General features: G+C 70.3%; 16 protein-coding genes. 5 read left to right on the forward strand and 11 right to left on the reverse strand.

Annotated features, from left to right (window positions below; all coding sequences use genetic code 11):
• Positions 1 to 15: 15 nt before the first annotated feature.
• Both ABZ880_RS09105 and ABZ880_RS09110 read left to right on the forward strand, forming a co-directional pair.
• Positions 16 to 1353 (forward strand): MFS transporter, encoded by a 1338-nt coding sequence (locus ABZ880_RS09105; RefSeq protein ID WP_361259308.1) that lies wholly within the window; start codon positions 16 to 18, stop codon positions 1351 to 1353.
• A 267-nt stretch (positions 1354 to 1620) separates the two neighbouring features.
• Complete coding sequence (locus ABZ880_RS09110) at positions 1621 to 1995, forward strand: RNA polymerase-binding protein RbpA (RefSeq protein WP_003977404.1); 375 nt, start codon at positions 1621 to 1623, stop codon at positions 1993 to 1995.
• A gap of 139 nt (positions 1996 to 2134) precedes the next feature.
• On the opposite strand, the gene fxsA is transcribed toward ABZ880_RS09110, so the two are convergent.
• The 4 genes from fxsA to ABZ880_RS09130 form a co-directional block, all read right to left on the reverse strand.
• Positions 2135 to 2692, reverse strand: a complete 558-nt coding sequence (gene fxsA / locus ABZ880_RS09115) for an FxsA family membrane protein (protein WP_361259311.1) — start codon at positions 2690 to 2692, stop codon at positions 2135 to 2137.
• A 117-nt stretch (positions 2693 to 2809) separates the two neighbouring features.
• Positions 2810 to 3604, reverse strand: a complete 795-nt coding sequence (locus tag ABZ880_RS09120; RefSeq protein ID WP_361259314.1) for a polyprenol monophosphomannose synthase — start codon at positions 3602 to 3604, stop codon at positions 2810 to 2812.
• A 567-nt stretch (positions 3605 to 4171) separates the two neighbouring features.
• Entirely contained in the window at positions 4172 to 5773 is a 1602-nt protein-coding gene (locus tag ABZ880_RS09125) for an amidohydrolase (RefSeq protein ID WP_361259317.1), read from the reverse strand.
• 46 nt (positions 5774 to 5819) lie between these two features.
• Entirely contained in the window at positions 5820 to 6260 is a 441-nt protein-coding gene (locus ABZ880_RS09130) for an Lrp/AsnC family transcriptional regulator (protein WP_121888443.1), read from the reverse strand.
• 267 nt (positions 6261 to 6527) lie between these two features.
• On the opposite strand from ABZ880_RS09130, the gene ABZ880_RS09135 reads away from it, so the two are divergent.
• Complete coding sequence (locus ABZ880_RS09135) at positions 6528 to 6962, forward strand: hypothetical protein (protein ID WP_361259320.1); 435 nt, start codon at positions 6528 to 6530, stop codon at positions 6960 to 6962.
• Between the two features lie 10 nt (positions 6963 to 6972).
• Here ABZ880_RS09135 and ABZ880_RS09140 read toward each other — a convergent pair whose 3' ends face one another.
• Together ABZ880_RS09140 and ABZ880_RS09145 are read right to left on the reverse strand one after the other, a co-directional pair.
• Positions 6973 to 8070 carry a phosphotransferase family protein gene (locus ABZ880_RS09140; RefSeq protein ID WP_361259323.1) on the reverse strand — a complete coding sequence of 366 codons (1098 nt, stop codon included), beginning with the start codon at positions 8068 to 8070 and terminating at the stop codon, positions 6973 to 6975.
• Positions 8071 to 8083: 13 nt separating this feature from the next.
• Positions 8084 to 9184, reverse strand: coding sequence for a hypothetical protein (locus ABZ880_RS09145; protein WP_361259326.1), 1101 nt, complete (start codon positions 9182 to 9184; stop codon positions 8084 to 8086).
• Between the two features lie 139 nt (positions 9185 to 9323).
• Here ABZ880_RS09145 and ABZ880_RS09150 point away from each other — a divergent pair, with 139 nt between their 5' ends.
• Positions 9324 to 9575 (forward strand): hypothetical protein, encoded by a 252-nt coding sequence (locus ABZ880_RS09150; RefSeq protein WP_361259329.1) that lies wholly within the window; start codon positions 9324 to 9326, stop codon positions 9573 to 9575.
• On the opposite strand, the gene ABZ880_RS09155 is transcribed toward ABZ880_RS09150, so the two are convergent.
• Positions 9538 to 10710 carry an acyl-CoA dehydrogenase family protein gene (locus ABZ880_RS09155; protein ID WP_361259332.1) on the reverse strand — a complete coding sequence of 391 codons (1173 nt, stop codon included), beginning with the start codon at positions 10708 to 10710 and terminating at the stop codon, positions 9538 to 9540. The genes ABZ880_RS09150 and ABZ880_RS09155 overlap by 38 nt on opposite strands.
• A gap of 350 nt (positions 10711 to 11060) precedes the next feature.
• Here ABZ880_RS09155 and ABZ880_RS09160 point away from each other — a divergent pair, with 350 nt between their 5' ends.
• Positions 11061 to 12293, forward strand: a complete 1233-nt coding sequence (locus ABZ880_RS09160; RefSeq protein WP_361259335.1) for a glycoside hydrolase family 18 protein — start codon at positions 11061 to 11063, stop codon at positions 12291 to 12293.
• Positions 12294 to 12351: 58 nt separating this feature from the next.
• Here the strand turns inward: ABZ880_RS09160 and ABZ880_RS09165 are convergent, their stop codons facing one another.
• From ABZ880_RS09165 to ABZ880_RS09180, 4 genes are all read right to left on the reverse strand, one after another.
• Complete coding sequence (locus ABZ880_RS09165) at positions 12352 to 13011, reverse strand: helix-turn-helix domain-containing protein (RefSeq protein WP_361259338.1); 660 nt, start codon at positions 13009 to 13011, stop codon at positions 12352 to 12354.
• Between the two features lie 120 nt (positions 13012 to 13131).
• Entirely contained in the window at positions 13132 to 13272 is a 141-nt protein-coding gene (locus ABZ880_RS09170; RefSeq protein WP_361259340.1) for an SCO1431 family membrane protein, read from the reverse strand.
• A gap of 142 nt (positions 13273 to 13414) precedes the next feature.
• Positions 13415 to 14767, reverse strand: a complete 1353-nt coding sequence (locus ABZ880_RS09175; RefSeq protein WP_361259343.1) for a peptidase C39 family protein — start codon at positions 14765 to 14767, stop codon at positions 13415 to 13417.
• A 232-nt stretch (positions 14768 to 14999) separates the two neighbouring features.
• Complete coding sequence (locus tag ABZ880_RS09180; RefSeq protein ID WP_361259346.1) at positions 15000 to 16454, reverse strand: amino acid permease; 1455 nt, start codon at positions 16452 to 16454, stop codon at positions 15000 to 15002.
• Positions 16455 to 16509: the final 55 nt, after the last annotated feature.

The raw sequence follows: 16509 nt of genomic DNA on the forward strand, positions 1-16509 counted from the left end.
GAAGCGAGGGCACGGGTGAGCGCCGACACCGTGCGTACGGACGTCATCGACCGGCAGCGCGAGCAACGCGGCTGGTACTTCTACGACTGGGCCTGCTCCGTCTACTCCACGAGCGTGCTCACCGTGTTCCTGGGCCCCTATCTGACGTCGGTCGCCGAGTCGGCGGCGGACGCGGACGGGTTCGTGCATCCGCTGGGGATCCCGGTGCGCGCCGGGTCCTTCTTCGCGTACTCGGTGTCCCTGTCGGTGATCGTGGCCGTGCTGGTGATGCCACTGGTGGGCGCGGCGGCCGACCGCAGCGGCCGCAAGAAGCCCCTGCTCGGGGCCGCCGCCTATGTGGGGGCCGCGGCGACGACGGGGCTCTTCTTCCTCGACGGCGACCGCTATCTGCTCGGCGGTGTGCTGCTGATCGTCGCGAACGCGGCGCAGTCCGTGGGGATGATGCTCTACAACTCCTACCTGCCCCAGATCGCCCCGCCCGAGGAACGCGACGCGGTCTCCTCCCGCGGCTGGGCCTTCGGGTATGCGGCCGGGTCGCTGGTCCTGGTCGCGAATCTGGTGCTCTATCTGGCCCACGACAGCTTCGGCGTCTCCGAGACCACGGCCGTGCGCATCTGCCTGGCCTCCGCCGGCCTGTGGTGGGGCGCCTTCACGCTCGTACCGCTGAGCAGGCTGCGCGACCGCCGGTCCGACGGCCCGAAGGAGCCGACCGCTCCGGGCTTCCGCCAGCTCGCGGCCACCGTCCGCCACATGCGCCGCCACCCGCTGACCCTCGCCTTCCTGCTGGCGTACCTCGTCTACAACGACGGCATCCAGACGGTGATCTCCCAGGCCTCGGTCTACGGCTCGGAGGAACTGGGCCTCGGGCAGTCCACACTCATCGCGGCCGTCCTGCTGGTTCAGGTACTGGCCGTCGCGGGTGCGCTGGGGATGGGACGGCTGGCCCGGACGTACGGGGCGAAGCGCACGATCCTCGGCTCGCTGGTGGCGTGGACGGTGACGCTGGGGGCCGGGTACTTCCTGCCGGCCGGGGCGCCGGTGTGGTTCTTCGTCCTGGCGTCCGGGATCGGGCTCGTGCTGGGCGGCAGCCAGGCGCTGTCCCGCTCCCTCTTCTCCCATCTCGTCCCGCCCGGCAAAGAGGCCGAGTACTTCTCGGCGTACGAGATGAGCGACCGGGGTATGAGCTGGCTCGGTCCGCTTCTGTTCGGGATCACCTACCAGCTGACTGGAAGTTATCGCGACGCGATCATCTCGCTCGTGGCCTTCTTCGTCATCGGATTCGCCCTGCTCGCAAGGGTTCCGGTACGGCAGGCGATCTTCGATGCGGGCAATCCGGTTCCCGAGCGGATTTAGCACTCGCGGCGAAAGGGCTGTAGTGTACGCGTTTGGCCTGCCAGGCGTACCGTTACTGCGCGTCAAAGGTGCCGAAACGCTGGGTGACATCTGCTAGCAGATGTGACAAACCGGGCGCTGGTGGGTACAACAAGGGGCGGCTACGACGGCGACGCATGACCCGGAACGGGACACGGAACGGGAATCTTTACCGCCGACCGGACGTTGACCGGATGACGACGACAGCGACACCTGTCCTGTGGGCGACAAGCCCGGGAGGCACGATTCATGAGTGAGCGAGCTCTTCGCGGCACGCGCCTCGTGGTGACCAGCTACGAGACGGACCGCGGCATCGACCTGGCCCCACGCCAGGCCGTGGAGTACGCATGCGAGAAGGGGCACCGCTTCGAGATGCCCTTCTCGGTCGAGGCGGAGATCCCGCCGGAGTGGGAGTGCAAGGTCTGCGGGGCCCAGGCACTCCTCGTTGACGGCGACGGCCCTGAGGAAAAGAAGGCCAAGCCTGCGCGTACACACTGGGACATGCTGATGGAGCGGCGTACCCGCGAGGAACTCGAAGAGGTCCTCGAGGAACGCCTGGCCGTTCTGCGTTCGGGCGCGATGAACATCGCCGTCCACCCGCGGGACAGCCGGAAGTCGGCTTAGTCCCTGCCGGGGTCGAGCGGACAACCAACGCACGCAATTGACTGCGGGCGCCTACGTGGATTCACGTAGGCGCCCGCAGTCCTATGTCCACGGCATGCCGACCGCGCGCCGACGGTCGGCAGCCGTCTCTGCGGCAGGCTCACCGGGTCAGCGGCGGCCGCGGGTCCTGCGGGGTGTCGCCGTCCGGCTCGTCCCTGATGACCTCGCCCTGGACGACCTTGCCGTCGGGGCGGTGGATGCGGGCCTGCTGGAAGGCGTCGCCGAAGGAGCCCGGGACGGCCTCGCGCAGCTTGCGGTCGAGGGTGCGCTCCGTGAGCCGGCTCAGGGCCTTCTGGACCGGGGGGATCAGCAGGAGCAGGCCCAGCGCGTCCGAGATCAGGCCGGGGATCATCAGGAGCAGGCCGCCGAGCATCAACAGGCCGTTGCCACCGCTGCTCTGCGGGGTGCCGCCCCGCTGCAGCGCCTCGTTCAGGTTCTGGAAGGCGCGGCGGCCCGCCTTCTTGATCACGGCCGCTCCGAGCACGAAGCCCGCGAGCAGCAGCAGGAACACGGTGAACCCGCTCGACGCGCCCGCGACCACGGTCAGCAGCCAGATCTCCAGCACCAGCCAGGCCGCGATGCTCAGCGGCAGGAAGGTCCGCAGCCGGGAGCGCCGGGGCCGGGCGGGGTACGTGGGGGTCGGAGCACCAGTCGTCATGCACCCAGTGTGCCTGGGCCCGGCTCAGTGCGGGATAAGTGAATGATCAACCGGGGCTGTGAAACCGTGCGAGGCCGCCGGTGAGACCGCACGCAGGCCGCCGAGGCCGTAGGGCGATCAGGCCTTCTTGCCTCGGCCCAGCACCTTGCCGACCCGCTCCGTGGCACCCCATGCCGTGACGCGCCAGAGGGCCTCGACGAGGATGTCGCGGCTCATCTTGGAGTCGCCCAGCTCGCGCTCCACGAAGGTGATGGGCACCTCGACGACGTGGTAGCCGGCCTTGACCGCGCGGCGGGCGAGGTCGACCTGGAAGCAGTAACCCTGGGAGGCGACCTCCTCGAGGCCGAGGCCCTCGAGGGTCTCGCGGCGGAAGGCGCGGTAGCCGCCGGTGATGTCGCGCAGCGGCAGGTCGAGGGCGAGGCGGGAGTAGAGGCTGCCGCCGCGGGAGATGACCTCGCGGCTCTTGGGCCAGTTCACGACCCGGCCGCCGGGCACCCAGCGCGAGCCCAGGACCAGGTCGGCGCCTTTGAGTGCGGTGAGCAGGCGGGGCAGTTCCTCGGGCTGGTGGGAGCCGTCGGCGTCCATCTCGATCAGAACGCCGTAGCCCTTGTCCAGGCCCCAGCGGAAGCCCGCGAGGTAGGCGGCGCCGAGCCCCTCCTTGCCCTTGCGGTGCAGGACCTGGACGTGGTCGTCCTCGACGGCCAGCTCGTCGGCGAGCTTGCCGGTGCCGTCGGGGCTGTTGTCGTCGGCCACGAGGACGTGCGCCTCGGGGACGGCCTTGCGCACCCGGCCGACGATGGACTTGATGTTCTCCGCCTCGTTGTAGGTCGGAATGATCACCAAGGCCGTGCCGAGCGGGCCGAACTGCCTCGCCTGGGCCTGTGCCGCGGGAGTCCCGTCGCCGTCGTTCACTGCTGCCCCTTCACTTCTGTACGCAGACGTCCACCATAGTGGCCGCCGCCTGCGATGACGTGACCAGACGTTCGTATGGTGGTGTCGATTCCACAAGAGCGGGGTAAGAACGCGTTTTTCGGCGCTTTTGCTCGGGGTTCTTCGGAGTTCGCGGTGTTCGCGTGCTGCGGATGGGGGCCCGGCGCCCTTCGGGCCGGCCTGGGACCCGCTGGCTGCGGGTCGACCGAAAGCCGTTGTCTACTGAGCGTCCGGGCCCCACCCGGGTCACACCTCCCCGACCGGCCGGAACGTTCCCTCGTCGCCGCGCTGGCGCTGAGCCTGGCTCCCAGTGACGGTGCCCCGGTGCGGCACACCGTCCCTGACCCAGCGGCGCCGCGACGAGTGCGCGGTAGTTCCCCGGTCGGGCGTCCGGTGGTGGACTCGGCCGAACCTACCGGCCCCCTGCCATCGGCTGTCAACAGCCGTTTGACCTGCGGGTTTTTCGGCAATGCCCTGGTCAGGGCAGAGGACGCGCAGGTCGCGCGACGCGGCGGCCGGCGGCGATCGGCGCCGCGCCACCCCGGCAGATCACTCGCCCGGCCGTACGAACACCGTCCGTCCGCCCACCACGGTCCGCAGACAGACCGGGAGGTCCTGGCCGGGGGTCAGGTCGGGCAGGCCGGGGGTGCCCGAGCGGGGGTCGGTGGACCAGCGGGCGACCCGGTCGTCGGGGGCCTGGACCACGAGTTCGTCGGTGCGCCACACGGCGTAGTCCGCGGGTGCGCCCGGCACCAGGACGCCCGCGTCGTCGCGTCCGATCGCCCGCCAGCCACCGCGGGTGTGGGCAGTGAAGGCGGCGCGCACGGAGACGCGGTGCTCCGGTGTGCGGTGGAAGGCTGCGGCGCGAACCGTGCCCCACGGGTCGAGGGGCGTGACCGGGCTGTCGGAGCCGAAGGCGAGCGGGACACCGGCCCGCAGCAGGGCCGCGAAGGGGTTGAGGGTGCGGGCCCGGTCGGCGCCCAGGCGCTGGGCGTACATGCCGTCCTCGCCGCCCCACAGCGCGTCGAAGGCGGGCTGTACGGAGGCGGTCAGGCCCAGCTCGGCGAAGGCGGCGATGGTCTCGGGGGTCAGCATCTCGGCGTGTTCGACGCGATGGCGGGCGGCGCGGACGTGGGCAAGGCCGACCTTCTCGGCGGCGGCACGCACGCCCTCGACGACCGTGGTCACGGCGGCGTCGCCGATCGCGTGGAAGCCCGCCTGGAGGCCCGCCTCGGTGCAGGCGACGACGTGGGCGGCCACGGCGGCCGGGTCCAGGTAGGCGGTGCCGGCGTGGTCGGCGTCGCTGTACGGCGTGTGCAGGCAGGCGGTGTGGGAGCCGAGGGCGCCGTCGACGAACAGGTCGCCGGCCGCGCCGACCGCACCCAGCTCGCGCGCCTTCTCGACGTCCCGCTCGGCCCAGTAGCCGACCACCCGCGGGCCCGCCTGCTCGGCGGCGAGCGCCAGCAGGCCGGTGAAGTCGTCCTCGGAGGAGATGTCCGGTCCTGCGCATTCGTGAACGGTTCCGATGCCGAGGGAGGCGGCACGGGCGAGGGCGGTGCGCTGCGCCTCGACTCGCTGGGCCGGGGTGATCGCGGCGAACGCGGCGGCGCGTACGGCGTGGTGCGCGTCGCGGGTGAGCGGGCCGTCGACCGCGCCGAGGCCCGGGGCCAGGTCGAGCAGGGCCGTGGTCACGACCGCCGAGTGGACGTCGATCCGGCTGAGGTACAGCGGGCGGCCGCCGGTGGCCTCGTCGAGTTCGGCGCGCGTGGGCGGACGGCCGCCCGGCCAGCGGGCCGCGTCCCAGCCGTGGCCGAGCAGGACGCGGTCGTCCGGGCGGCCGGCGGCGAAGTCCCGTACGAGGGCGAGGGCCGCCTCCAGGGACGGCGCGTCGGACAGGTCGAGGCCGGTGAGCGCGAGACCGGTGGAGGTGGTGTGCACGTGGGCGTCGGTGAAGGCCGGGGTGACGAGGGCGCCGTCCAGGTCGACCACCTCGTCGACACCGTCCGCGAAGGCGTCGGCGGCGCCCTCGGAGCCGACCCAGGCGACCTGGCCGCGCTCCACGACCATCGCGGTCGCGAAGGGGTCGGCGGGGCTGTGCACTTCTCCTCGGCGGAGGAGGACGGTGGTCGGCTCGGCGATGCGCTCACTCATGGGGAACAGTCTCGCGCCTCGCCGGGACCGGCCGGTACGCAGGTCCTCAGATCCGCGGCGGCCGGGCCTCGTACGGCGTCGACAGGACCACCGTCGTCCGCGTCGAGACGCCCGCCAGCGTCCGCAGCCGGGCCAACAGCTCCTCCAGCTCGTGCGGCGTGGCCACCCGGACCTTGAGGATGTAGTTCTCGTCGCCCGCGACGCTGTGGCAGGCCTCGATCTCGGGGACGCCGGCCAGGCGGTCCGCGATGTCGTCGGGGGCGCTGGGGTCGAACGGTTTGACCGAGATGAACGCGGTCATGGGCAACCCGACGGCCTCGGGGTCGACCACCGCGGCATAGCCGCGGATGACGCCACGCTGCTCCAGCCGGCGCACCCGCTGGTGCACGGCCGACGTGGACAGGCCCGTGGCCTTGCCCAGGTCTGTGTAGCTCATCCGCCCGTCCTTGACGAGCAGCTGCACGATTTGACGGTCCAGCTCCTCCATGGCGCAAGAACCTACAGTGCGCTTGATCTCCTCGGATACCTCAGGTGCCCAGGTCATGCCCGGTTCGTGATGTGCCCGAGAGCAGCCTGTGAGCCGTCTGAGGGACAAAACGTCCGCCACGGGCACCTGCGGGCGGCATGTGACGAACGCCACAGCCGCCGCGACGTCTCCGTGATGCTCTCGTGATTACCGCCGAGACGGGACGGGAAGTGCTTGCTGTGGTCGAGGCCGCAGAGCCTGAACGGCCCAGCCCGAGGGGGAGAACCCATGCAGAGTCTTAAGCGCCCTGGTCGCACCGCGCCCAAGCGGCTCCACGCGGTCGCCGAGCCCGAGCCGGAGGGCGTCGAACCCGACGCCTTCGAGGACGAACTCGACGCGTACGACACCTTCGAGATGTACCGGGTGATCTGCCCGGACTGCGCGCAGCCCATCGCCCTGCTGGCGGACGAGGAGGTCCTGCCGGAGCACGCGCTGTGCGCCTCGCCGTGGAACCCGTTCGGTCTCACGGTGTGCGCCGGTACCGGCCGCAGGGCCGCCGAGGCCCGCTCCGCGGACGAGTCGGCGAAGGCTCAGGAGCAGGACACGGCGCTGCTGTTGACGCTCCCTCAGGGGCTCGACTGGCGGACGCAGCCGTTCTCGCACGTCGGCGGCCCGGGCTCGCGCCCGATGCGTGTGCCGGTGATGCGCCGTCAGGCTGCCTGAACCGCCTGGCTCAATCCCAGTAGCTGCCCTGCACCATGGCCCGCAGACTGCCGTGGTGCAGGATCAGTGTGTCCGGGTCCGCCGGGAGGACGGCCTCCCCGAAGTGCACCTGCCGGTAGGCGACGCGCAGCATGACGATCGCGTGCCGCAGCGCGGCGTACAGGGTGTGGAAGTCCATGTCGCGCGGTGTGTGGCCGGTGAGTTCGGCATAGCGGGCCTCGATGCGGTCGCGGCGCAGGAAGTCCGGCAGGCCGCGCTGGCCGAAGGCGACCGTCAGGTCCTGGAAGAAGCGGTGCAGATAGACGGTCCAGCCGAGGTCGACCTCGCGCGGGGCCAGGGCCGCCATCTCCCAGTCGAGCACGGCCGCGGGTGCGAAGCCCTCGTAGACGATGTTTCCGATGCGTGCGTCGCCCCAGTTGAGCACCGGTGCGCCCGGATCGGTCGGCCAGAGGTCCTCCAGCCGGTCGAAGGCGGCCTCGATGAGGGGTGAGCGGGCGCGTCCGTCGACGACCCAGTCGTAGTAGGCGCGTTGGGCGGTGACGTGGCGGCGCAGTGTGTCGCCCTCGCCGGGGAGTGCGAGGAACTCGGCTTTGTGTACGGGTACTTGGTCGTGCAGTCGGGCCAGCAGCCCGATCGATGCCGCCTCCAGGTGCTCGCGTTCCGCGGCGCTCGCCGAGTGCAGCCAATTGCCCTCGTACGTATAGGGCATGACGTCGGGCGGTACGCGCCCCTCGACGCGCTCCATCACGAAGAAGGGTGCCCCGAGCGGCCCCGGGTCCTGCTCCAGCCACAGCACCTTGGGCACGGGCAGATCCGAGTGCTCCGCCACGATGCGCATCGTGCGGTACTGGCGCGGCATGTCGTACACGGGGAAGACGGTGTACGCGGCCGGGTCCGCCGCGAGTCGCAACGCGCAGGATCGCAGCGGTGGTTCGGGGTGCTCGATGTCGAAGAGCAGGGTCTCGCTGGACATGCCGTTGGACGCGGGGACGGTGACGCCGACCGCCTTGGCGCCGGGCAGGCGGGTGCCGAGCCAGGCGGTGAGGCGGTGGGCGATCTCCTCCGGGTCGCGGGTGGTCGTACGGGGACGGGGTGCCGTGGCCGCCATGTCGCAATCCCCCTTACGGAGCTACCGATTTGAAGTCCGTGAAGCCGCTCGGGTCGTGCCGCCCGAACGAGCCGTGCTCGAAGATGCCGTGGCCGACCCGACCGTCCAGCCGGAAGCGGGCGGCATGGTCGGTGACCCCGTAGGCGGCCAGGGAGTGCGGCTCGGTGAGGTCGTAGCTCCGGCGGTCGGTCCAGCCGCGGCCGCGCCAGGTGCCGTGCTGCCAGTCGTCCGCGGGCGGGTAGCCGGCGCCGATGGCGAGCGGGGAGGAGGTGAGGATCTCGGCCTCCAGCTCCTGTGGCTTGCGGACGTCGCCCAGGTGGATGAGGGCACGTTCCGGGACCCGGGTGCCCGAGCGGTACGTGATCTCCGGCTGGGGCCAGCCGAGTTGGCGGTCGCGGTGGCCGGGGCGGACGAGGGTGGCGTCGTTCAGGGAGCGGTATCCGTCGGCGTCCTCCTGGACGATCACCATCAGGAACCGGTCCTCGAAGCGGACCGGGCACCACAGCCAGTGGAAGCCCTCGGTCGGGTGCTCCTCGGCGAGACGGCCGCCCTCCTCCCCCGGTATCGGCCGCACGCCCCAGCTGCGGTCGCGGGTGCCGGTCCACTGCGTGGCGGTGACCCGGAACTCCTCGCCGGCGGCGCGGATCACGCCCTCCACGCTGCCCGCCTGGACAAAACGGCGCCCTTCGAGGGTGAGCCGGTCGCCACGGCGCTGCAGGTGGTGGGGTTCCCACAGGGCCGGGAAGTCGGCGGTCCAGATGAGGTCGTACGACAACAACTCGTCGTCGCTGCGGAGGCGCAGTCGCCGCAGCGGCTCCTCCACCTCGATCCGGAGCGGACCGACGGCGAGCCGCATGCGGTCCTCGCCCAGGGCGTCCGAGGCGCGCACCGCGTGCAGGGCGTCGCCGGTCCGCAGGGTGGCGTACGCGTCGATCACGCCGACGTTCGGGTAGACGCCGAGGCCGACGATGAGCAGTGCGCGGCCCTCGTGGTCGAGGACGTGGAAGATGCAGCGGTCGTAGGCGTTCCGGTCCCCGGTCGCCATGTGCTTCATGGAGAGGGGGACCTGGTGCACGGGGTACTCGTCGAGCGGTACGGGACGGTCGTCGGCCATGCCAAACCTCCCTGGAGAGAGCCTGGCTGACGGTACGTCAGACAGCCGCAGGTGGCCAGACGCGAAGCCGGACGGCCGCGAACTCACGCCCGATTCCACGGAGCGGTGACCTGTCCGCCTACCTCCGCGTTGCCCTGGTATGACCCCCTCTTATCCAACGATCGGGCGTCAGCGCCGCATCTTCGTCCCGCCGCCCGCAGGAACGGTTCCGCCGCCGGCGCCGCCGCAGCACCAGGACCCGCCGATCTACCGCGATCTCCTGCGCACCTGGGCCGACCGGGGCCGCACCCTGCCGGGCCGCCACGACCCGGAGTGGGTCAGGCTGGCGGCCCCTCAGGTCGCACCGGGGCAGTTCAGCGGGTCTCCGGACCGGCGAGGTGACGGGCGATGACCATCCGCTGGATCTGGTTGGTGCCCTCGACGATCTGCAGGACCTTGGCCTCGCGCATATAGCGCTCGACCGGGAAGTCCGCGGTGTAGCCGTATCCGCCGAGGACCTGCACGGCGTCCGTGGTGACCTTCATCGCGGTGTCCGTGCAGTGCAGCTTGGCCATGGCCGCCTGCTTGGCGAAGGGGCGACCCGCGTCGCGCAGCCGGGCCGCCGCGAGGTAGAGGGCGCGGCCCGCCTCGATCTGGGTCGCCATGTCGGCGATCATGAAACGCAGTCCCTGGAAGTCGGCGATGGGCCGCCCGAACTGCTGCCGCCCGGTGGCGTACGCGACCGCCTCGTCGAGCGCCGCCTGGGCGAGGCCGATCGCGCAGGCGGCGATGCCGAGCCGTCCCGAGTCGAGCGAGGCCAGCGCGATCGCGAAGCCCTGGCCCTCCTCGCCGACGCGCCGCTCGTCCGGGACGCGCACCCCGTCGAAGTGGACCTGGGCGGTGGGTGAGCCCTTCATGCCCATCTTCTTCTCGGGCATCGCACCGCTCAGCCCCTCGGCGTCACCGGGGACCAGGAAGGCGGTGATGCCGCGCGGCCCGTCTTCGCCCGTCCGGGCCATGACCGTGTAGAAGTCGGCGATTCCGCCGTGCGTGATCCAGGCCTTGGTACCGCTGATCACCCAGTCGTCACCCTCCCGCACCGCCTTCGTACGAAGGGAAGCGGCATCGGAGCCGGACGCCGGCTCGGACAGGCAGTAGGCACCCAGCAACCCTCCGCCGAGCATGGCGGGCAGGTGCTCGACCTGCTGTTCCTTGCAGCCGTAGGCGGCGAGCGCGTAGGAGGCGAGCGTGTGGACGCTGACGCCGAGGCCGACGGTGAGCCGGGCCGCGGCGAGCTCCTCGAGGACCTGGAGATAGACCTCGTACGGCTGGTCGCCGCCGCCGTATTCGGAGTCGTACGGCAGGCCGAGCAGTCCCGACTCCGACAGCAGGGTGAAGACCTCGCGCGGGAATCGTCCGGCGTCCTCCTCCTCGGCCGCCTTCGGGGCGATCTCGCGCTGGGCGATGTCACGGACGAGCGAGATCAGATCCCGGGCCTCGTCCGTGGGCAGTTGACGGTCCACCGGCTGCGGGGCGCGGTCGGGCATGGGGACGCTCTCCTCCCTGTTTCGGGCACATCGGCGGACGTGCGCCCTGGGTGGGGGCGGCTCCGCCGGGTCGTACTGAGGCCTGGCCGATGCTCGCTCTCCCGGGTCTCGGAAGCTGCTGACCAGCGGCTGTGCGCTGTGAGTATGCCCGATTGCAGGCATCCCGTCACCAGTTAACGACCGCTTACTTCAAGAATATCGCGACCCGCCCTGAAGTCCTGTCCAGCGCTCTCGAAATTGGTCCGCACCATTGACCGAACTGGTCTAGTCCTCCTACTCTCCATGACCAACGCTTTACCGCGTTCATGCCAATCGGCGCGCGTTCCCTCTCCCCCACGAGGAGACACCCGATGCACATTCCGCACCGTCCCCGCGCCTCTTTCCGGGCGCTCGTCTCGGCCGCGTGTTGCGCGGTCCTCGGCGCAGGGCTGCTCGCCGGCGCGGGCACCGCCTCCGCCAAACCGTCCGCCCAGGAAGCGGCGGGCTCGAAGGTCGTCGGTTACTTCACCGAATGGGGCACCTACGACCGCAAGTACTACGTCAAGAACATCGAGACGTCGGGTTCGGCGGCCAGGCTCACGCACATCAACTACGCCTTCGGCAACGTCACCGGCGGCAAGTGCGCGATGGGCGACTCGTACGCGGCGACCGACCGGGCCTACACCGCGGCCGAGTCGGTGGACGGCGTCGCCGACACCTGGGACCAGCCGCTGCGCGGCAACTTCAACCAGCTGCTGAAGCTGAAGAAGAAGCACCCGGGGCTCAAGGTGCTCTGGTCCTTCGGTGGTTGGACCTGGTCCAGCGGCTTCGGAGAGGCGGCGAGGAACCCGGCCGCGTTCGCCCAGTCCTGCTACGACCTGGTGAAGAACTCCAAGTGGGCGGGCGTCTTCGACGGCATCGACATCGACTGGGAATACCCGAACGCCTGCGGCAACACCTGCGACACCAGCGGCAAGGAAGCCTTCAAGAACCTGATGGCGGCGCTGCGTTCGAAGTTCGGGAGCAGCTCGCTGGTCACGGCCGCGATCACTGCGGACGCCACCAGCGGCGGCAAGATCGACGCCGCCAACTACGCGGATGCGGCGCAGTACGTCAACTGGTACAACCCGATGACGTACGACTACTTCGGCGCCTGGGACGCCGGAGGCCCGACGGCCCCGCACTCGCCGCTCAACTCCTACTCCGGCATACCGAAGGCGAACTTCTACACCTCGGCGACCATCGCCAAACTCAAGGGCCTCGGCATCCCGGCCTCGAAGCTGCTGCTCGGGATCGGCTTCTACGGCCGCGGCTGGACCGGCGTCACCCAGGCGGCGCCCGGCGGCACGGCGACCGGCCCGGCGGCGGGGACGTACGAGCAGGGCATCGACGACTACAAGGTACTCAAGAGCAAGTGCCCGGCGACCGGCACGGTGGGCGGCACCGCATACGCCAAGTGCGGGAACAACTGGTGGAGTTACGACACGCCCGCGACCATCGGCACGAAGATGACGTACAAGAACCAGCAGGGTCTGGGCGGCACGTTCTTCTGGGAGCTGAGCGGGGACACCGCGAACGGTGAGCTGATCAAGGCCATCAACTGATCGCGGGAGTACGGCGGTTGGGGCGGGGGGGGCGGTGGCCTCCGCCCCTCGCGGGCTGTCAGGCGTCCCGGCGGGCGGGCTCCGGGGTGGGGTAGGCGGGGTCCATCTCCTCGATGGCGCGCATGGCGCCGCCGAGCATCTTGACCAGGAGCTCGCGCATGGTGTCGCGGGACAGCTCGGGGCGGTCGATCCAGTCGAGGGTGGCGCCCTCCACACTGCAGACCCAGCCGAACAGGCCCATGCGGGCCAGCGGGGAGATGTCGGTGCGGCCGTAGGCCCCGTCGGCGATGGTCGCGACGATCGCCTCGCGCACCCCGTCCCGGACCGCGTGCACCTCGGCGTCGAAGCCGACGCCGCCGCTGACGATCGTGCGGAAGGCGGCCTGGTTGTGCTCGGCCCAGCGCAGATAGCTCTCCATGGTCCGGTGGACCCGGTCCACCTGCTGCAGTTCGAGTCCGCTCGCCGCGAAGCTGACCAGGTCGGCGACCGAGTCGTGGATGATCGCCAGGTAGTAGCCGCGCTTGGACTGGAAGTAGTAGTAGATCAGCCCCTTCGCCACATGCGCCTGCCGGGCGATGTCGTCCATCGAGAGCGCGTCGTACGACGTGTCGGCGAACAACTTCCGCCCGATGGCGATGAGTTCGGCGCGGCGCGCCAGCGAGCGCTCGGTTCCGCGCGCACGGGGGCGCACGTCCTCGCTCTGTTGGCTGATCTTCAATTTCGACCCTGGTCTCGGGCAGGCGGCGGGACATCCGCAGTATGTCAGAACAACAACGCCCACTCGTTCGAGTCCGATCAACGAACGGAGGCGGGTGGAAGCGGGGTTGCTCGGCTCACATCACAGCAGGCCGAGCTGGGTGACGAGCATCGCGACGACCACGACGAGGGTCCAGCCCATGACGTGCTCGAGGATCTTCGGACCGTCGTCCTTGGGGCCGCCGGTGCGGCTGCGGGCGGCGTCGGCTGTGTGTGCGGTCATGGTGTCTCGTCGAGGTCGGGTGCGGTGGACTCCCCCTGGGGTTCTGTCCACCTTGCCACCCGGAACGGCTTTTGCGGCAGAGATGTTGGTCACAGGCGAAAGGCCCCGGTTTCCCGGGGCCTCGCTCGATGTCCCGGCCGGCTCAGCGCACACCGACCGCCGCGAGCGCCTTGCGCTGGCGGGGCGTCGGCCTCGCCGGGAAGTACAGGTAGCAGACGCCGCCGGTGCCGGAGACGACCTTGCCGGAGGCGTTGTACCGCTTGGTGCGCAGCCAGATGTTCTCCCACTCGCGCCGCTTGTAGACCCGCCGCACGGCCTCGTCGCTCGGCGAGGCCGGGTCGTTGGCGATCACGTCGCCGTCGGCGGTGAAGCCGATGACGGTCATCAGGTGCCCGGAGGTGCCGTAACCCGCCCCCGTCAGCTCCTCCTTGAGGAAGGACTGGGACGTTATGGCCGGGATGCCGGCCGCGATCAGCGTCTCCAGATCGGTGAGCGAGCCGAGCCGGGTGACCACGCCCTGCAGACCCTTGTACGTCGACGCGTAGGCCGCGTTGAACGGCCAGTTGCCGCAGCCCTCGTACTGGTAGTCGAAGGTGAAGCGCGCGGCGTAACAGACCTGCGGGTCGGCGAACGTCGGGTCCACCCAGGCCAGTTGCTCGGGGGTGAGCCGGCCGCCCCAGTACTCGATGATCATCTGCGAGGAGGTGGGGCTGCACCAGGCCTCGCCGCCGTTGTCGTACTCGGGGTACTGGCCCTTGTGGATCTCCTGCGAGTAGCGCGGGACGATCAGCTCCTGGGCCAGGCCCGGCGTGGAGGCCGGGACGGTGAAGCGGTCGGGGATGTCCGAGCCCATCGCACCCAGCCGCCAGACCGTGGGGGTGAGCTTGGTGCCGGGCTTGCGGTAGAGGGTGAGCCGGAGGCGGTACGACACCAGGCGCAGGCCGGTCGTCGCGTCGTCGATGGCGAAGGTGTCCGTCCAGATGGTGCTCTTGTTGTCCGTCTGGTCGTCCACCGAGGTCCGCTTGATGTCCTGGTCACCGGCCGCCCAGCGGCCCATCACGTACCAGGGTGTCTCGGTGCCGTCCGAGTAGGTGCCGTGCAGTTCGACCTGGAGCCAGGTGCCGGCCGGAGTGTGCGCGTTCCAGGAGGCGATCGCCTCGGTGGAGGGGACGCGGAGCTTGTGGACCGGAGAGGTCCAGGTCGCGTACTCCCAGGTGGCGGTCGTGCCGGTGTGCGGGTCCGTGTAGTCGGTGGTGCCGGCGGGGGCGGCGATCACCACGCCGGGGCGGGCGCCGGCGACGGCGCGGGTGCCCTTCGCGGCGCCGCTGCGCCAGTCGGTGTACGAGGTCCAGGAGCGGTAGTCGACGGGTCGGGCCGGGGCCACGGCCGGCTCCTCGGCGTCGGCCACGCCGGCGGTGGTCGCGGGGCCGACCACGGCGGCAGCCACCGCGGCGGCGAGGACGGTTCTGCGGGACGGCTGTTCGGCTCTGCTCATGGGCGGAAAGACCCCCAGGTGTCCGAGTCGGGGCAGGTCCAATTGCGGGGTTGCGCTGCACTGTTGTGCGCCAACTATGGCCGCAGGCGGTTCGTCCTGCCAGCACTTCGGCCCATGCCGCGCCCACGAATATTGGCGTAAACCACTGGCATGACCTGCTGGACCGTCCGGCCCGGCGCACCCGCCCCGCGGGATACGCCGGGACCCGGCCTCGGACGAGGTCCATCGCCGCTCAGATCAGGTCCATCGCCGCGACCTCGTCGGGGCGGCCGTAGCTGACCGGGCCCTGGAAGCGGCGGCGGGCGGTGGCGAACCACCAGACCGTGGCGACGATCAGCACCACGGCGAGGGCGATCGGTGCGTAGTTGAAGGAGTCGCCGGTGATCGGCGAGGCCTGCGGCAGCATGAACAGGACGCTGCTGAGCAGGATCCAGGCGACCGCCACCACGCCGACGGGCCGGCTCCAGCGGCCCAGGTGCCACGGCCCCGGCTCGAACTCGGCGCCCAGGTTCAGCCGGAGCAGGATCGGTACGGCGTAGGCGAGGAACAGCCCGACGACGTTGACGCTGACGATGGCGGTGAACGCCGTGTGCGACCACCAGCCGGGCAGCACGAGCGCGAGCGAGCAGCCGACCGCGAGCCAGACCGCCTTGACGGGGGTGCGGGTGCGCGGCGAGACCGAGTGCCACAGGTGGGAGCCGGGCATCGCGCCGTCGCGGGAGAACGCGAAGATCTGCCGGGTGTTGCTGGTGAGGTTCGCGAGACCGCAGAAGAGCATTGCGCCGATCACGATCAGCAGGAGCACCTTGGCGGTGCCCAGGCCGAGTCCGTCGATGAGAATCTGGACGGGCGGTGCGGAAGCGCTCGCCACATGGTCGTAATCGCGAATGCTGTAAACCAGCGCGAGCATGAGGATCAGACCGGTGATCGCCGAGTAGCCGATGGCCCGGGTGATCCCCTTCGGTGCGTTGACCGTGGCACGAACCGTTTCCTCGGACATGTGGAAGCTGCCGTCGAAGCCGGTGAACGTCCAACTGGTGACGAGCAGGCCGAGCATCCCGCCGTAAAGGCCGCTCGTGAAACCGGTGTTGTTCGCGAAATGCGTGACGAACGAGGCCGACTGGTGCTGGTCGGGCCCGACGATCAGGGCGCCGACGATCACCACGAGCCCGATCAGCAGCCACCACACGGAGATCCGGTTCAGTACGGCGACCAGCTGGACGGTGTAGGTGTTGGCGAGCCCCTGCAGCACGATGAGCAGCGCCGTGATCAGCACCGTCTGGTGGGCGGTCGGCACGTACGAGGACCACTGCAGGGCGATGAAGGCCTGGATGAAGGTGGCGGCGGCGTAGCCGGTGGCGGCCGTGCCGCCGACCTGGCCCACGAAGTTCAGCCAGCCCGTGTACCAGGACCAGGCGCCCTTGTGCCGTTTGGCGAGTTTCCCGGCGGAGAAATACAGTGCCCCGCTCGTCGGATAGGCGGAGGCGACTTCCGCCATCGCGGCGCCGACCAGGAGGACCATGACGGAGACGCCGATCCAGCCGAAGACGAGAATGCGAGGGCCGCCGGCATTCATACCGAATCCGAATCCCGAGAAGATTCCCGAGATGATGTTGATGATGGTGAACGATATGGCGAAATTGTCGAACGCCTTGAAGCGGCGTGTGAGTTTTCTCGGATAGCCCATCGCATGCAGGGTGGCGTCGTCGTCGAGCGCAATCGGTTCTGCTGTTCGTTCTGAC

It is taken from the genome of Streptomyces sp. NPDC047043, assembly GCF_040644055.1.
Classification (GTDB): Bacteria; Actinomycetota; Actinomycetes; order Streptomycetales; family Streptomycetaceae; genus Streptomyces.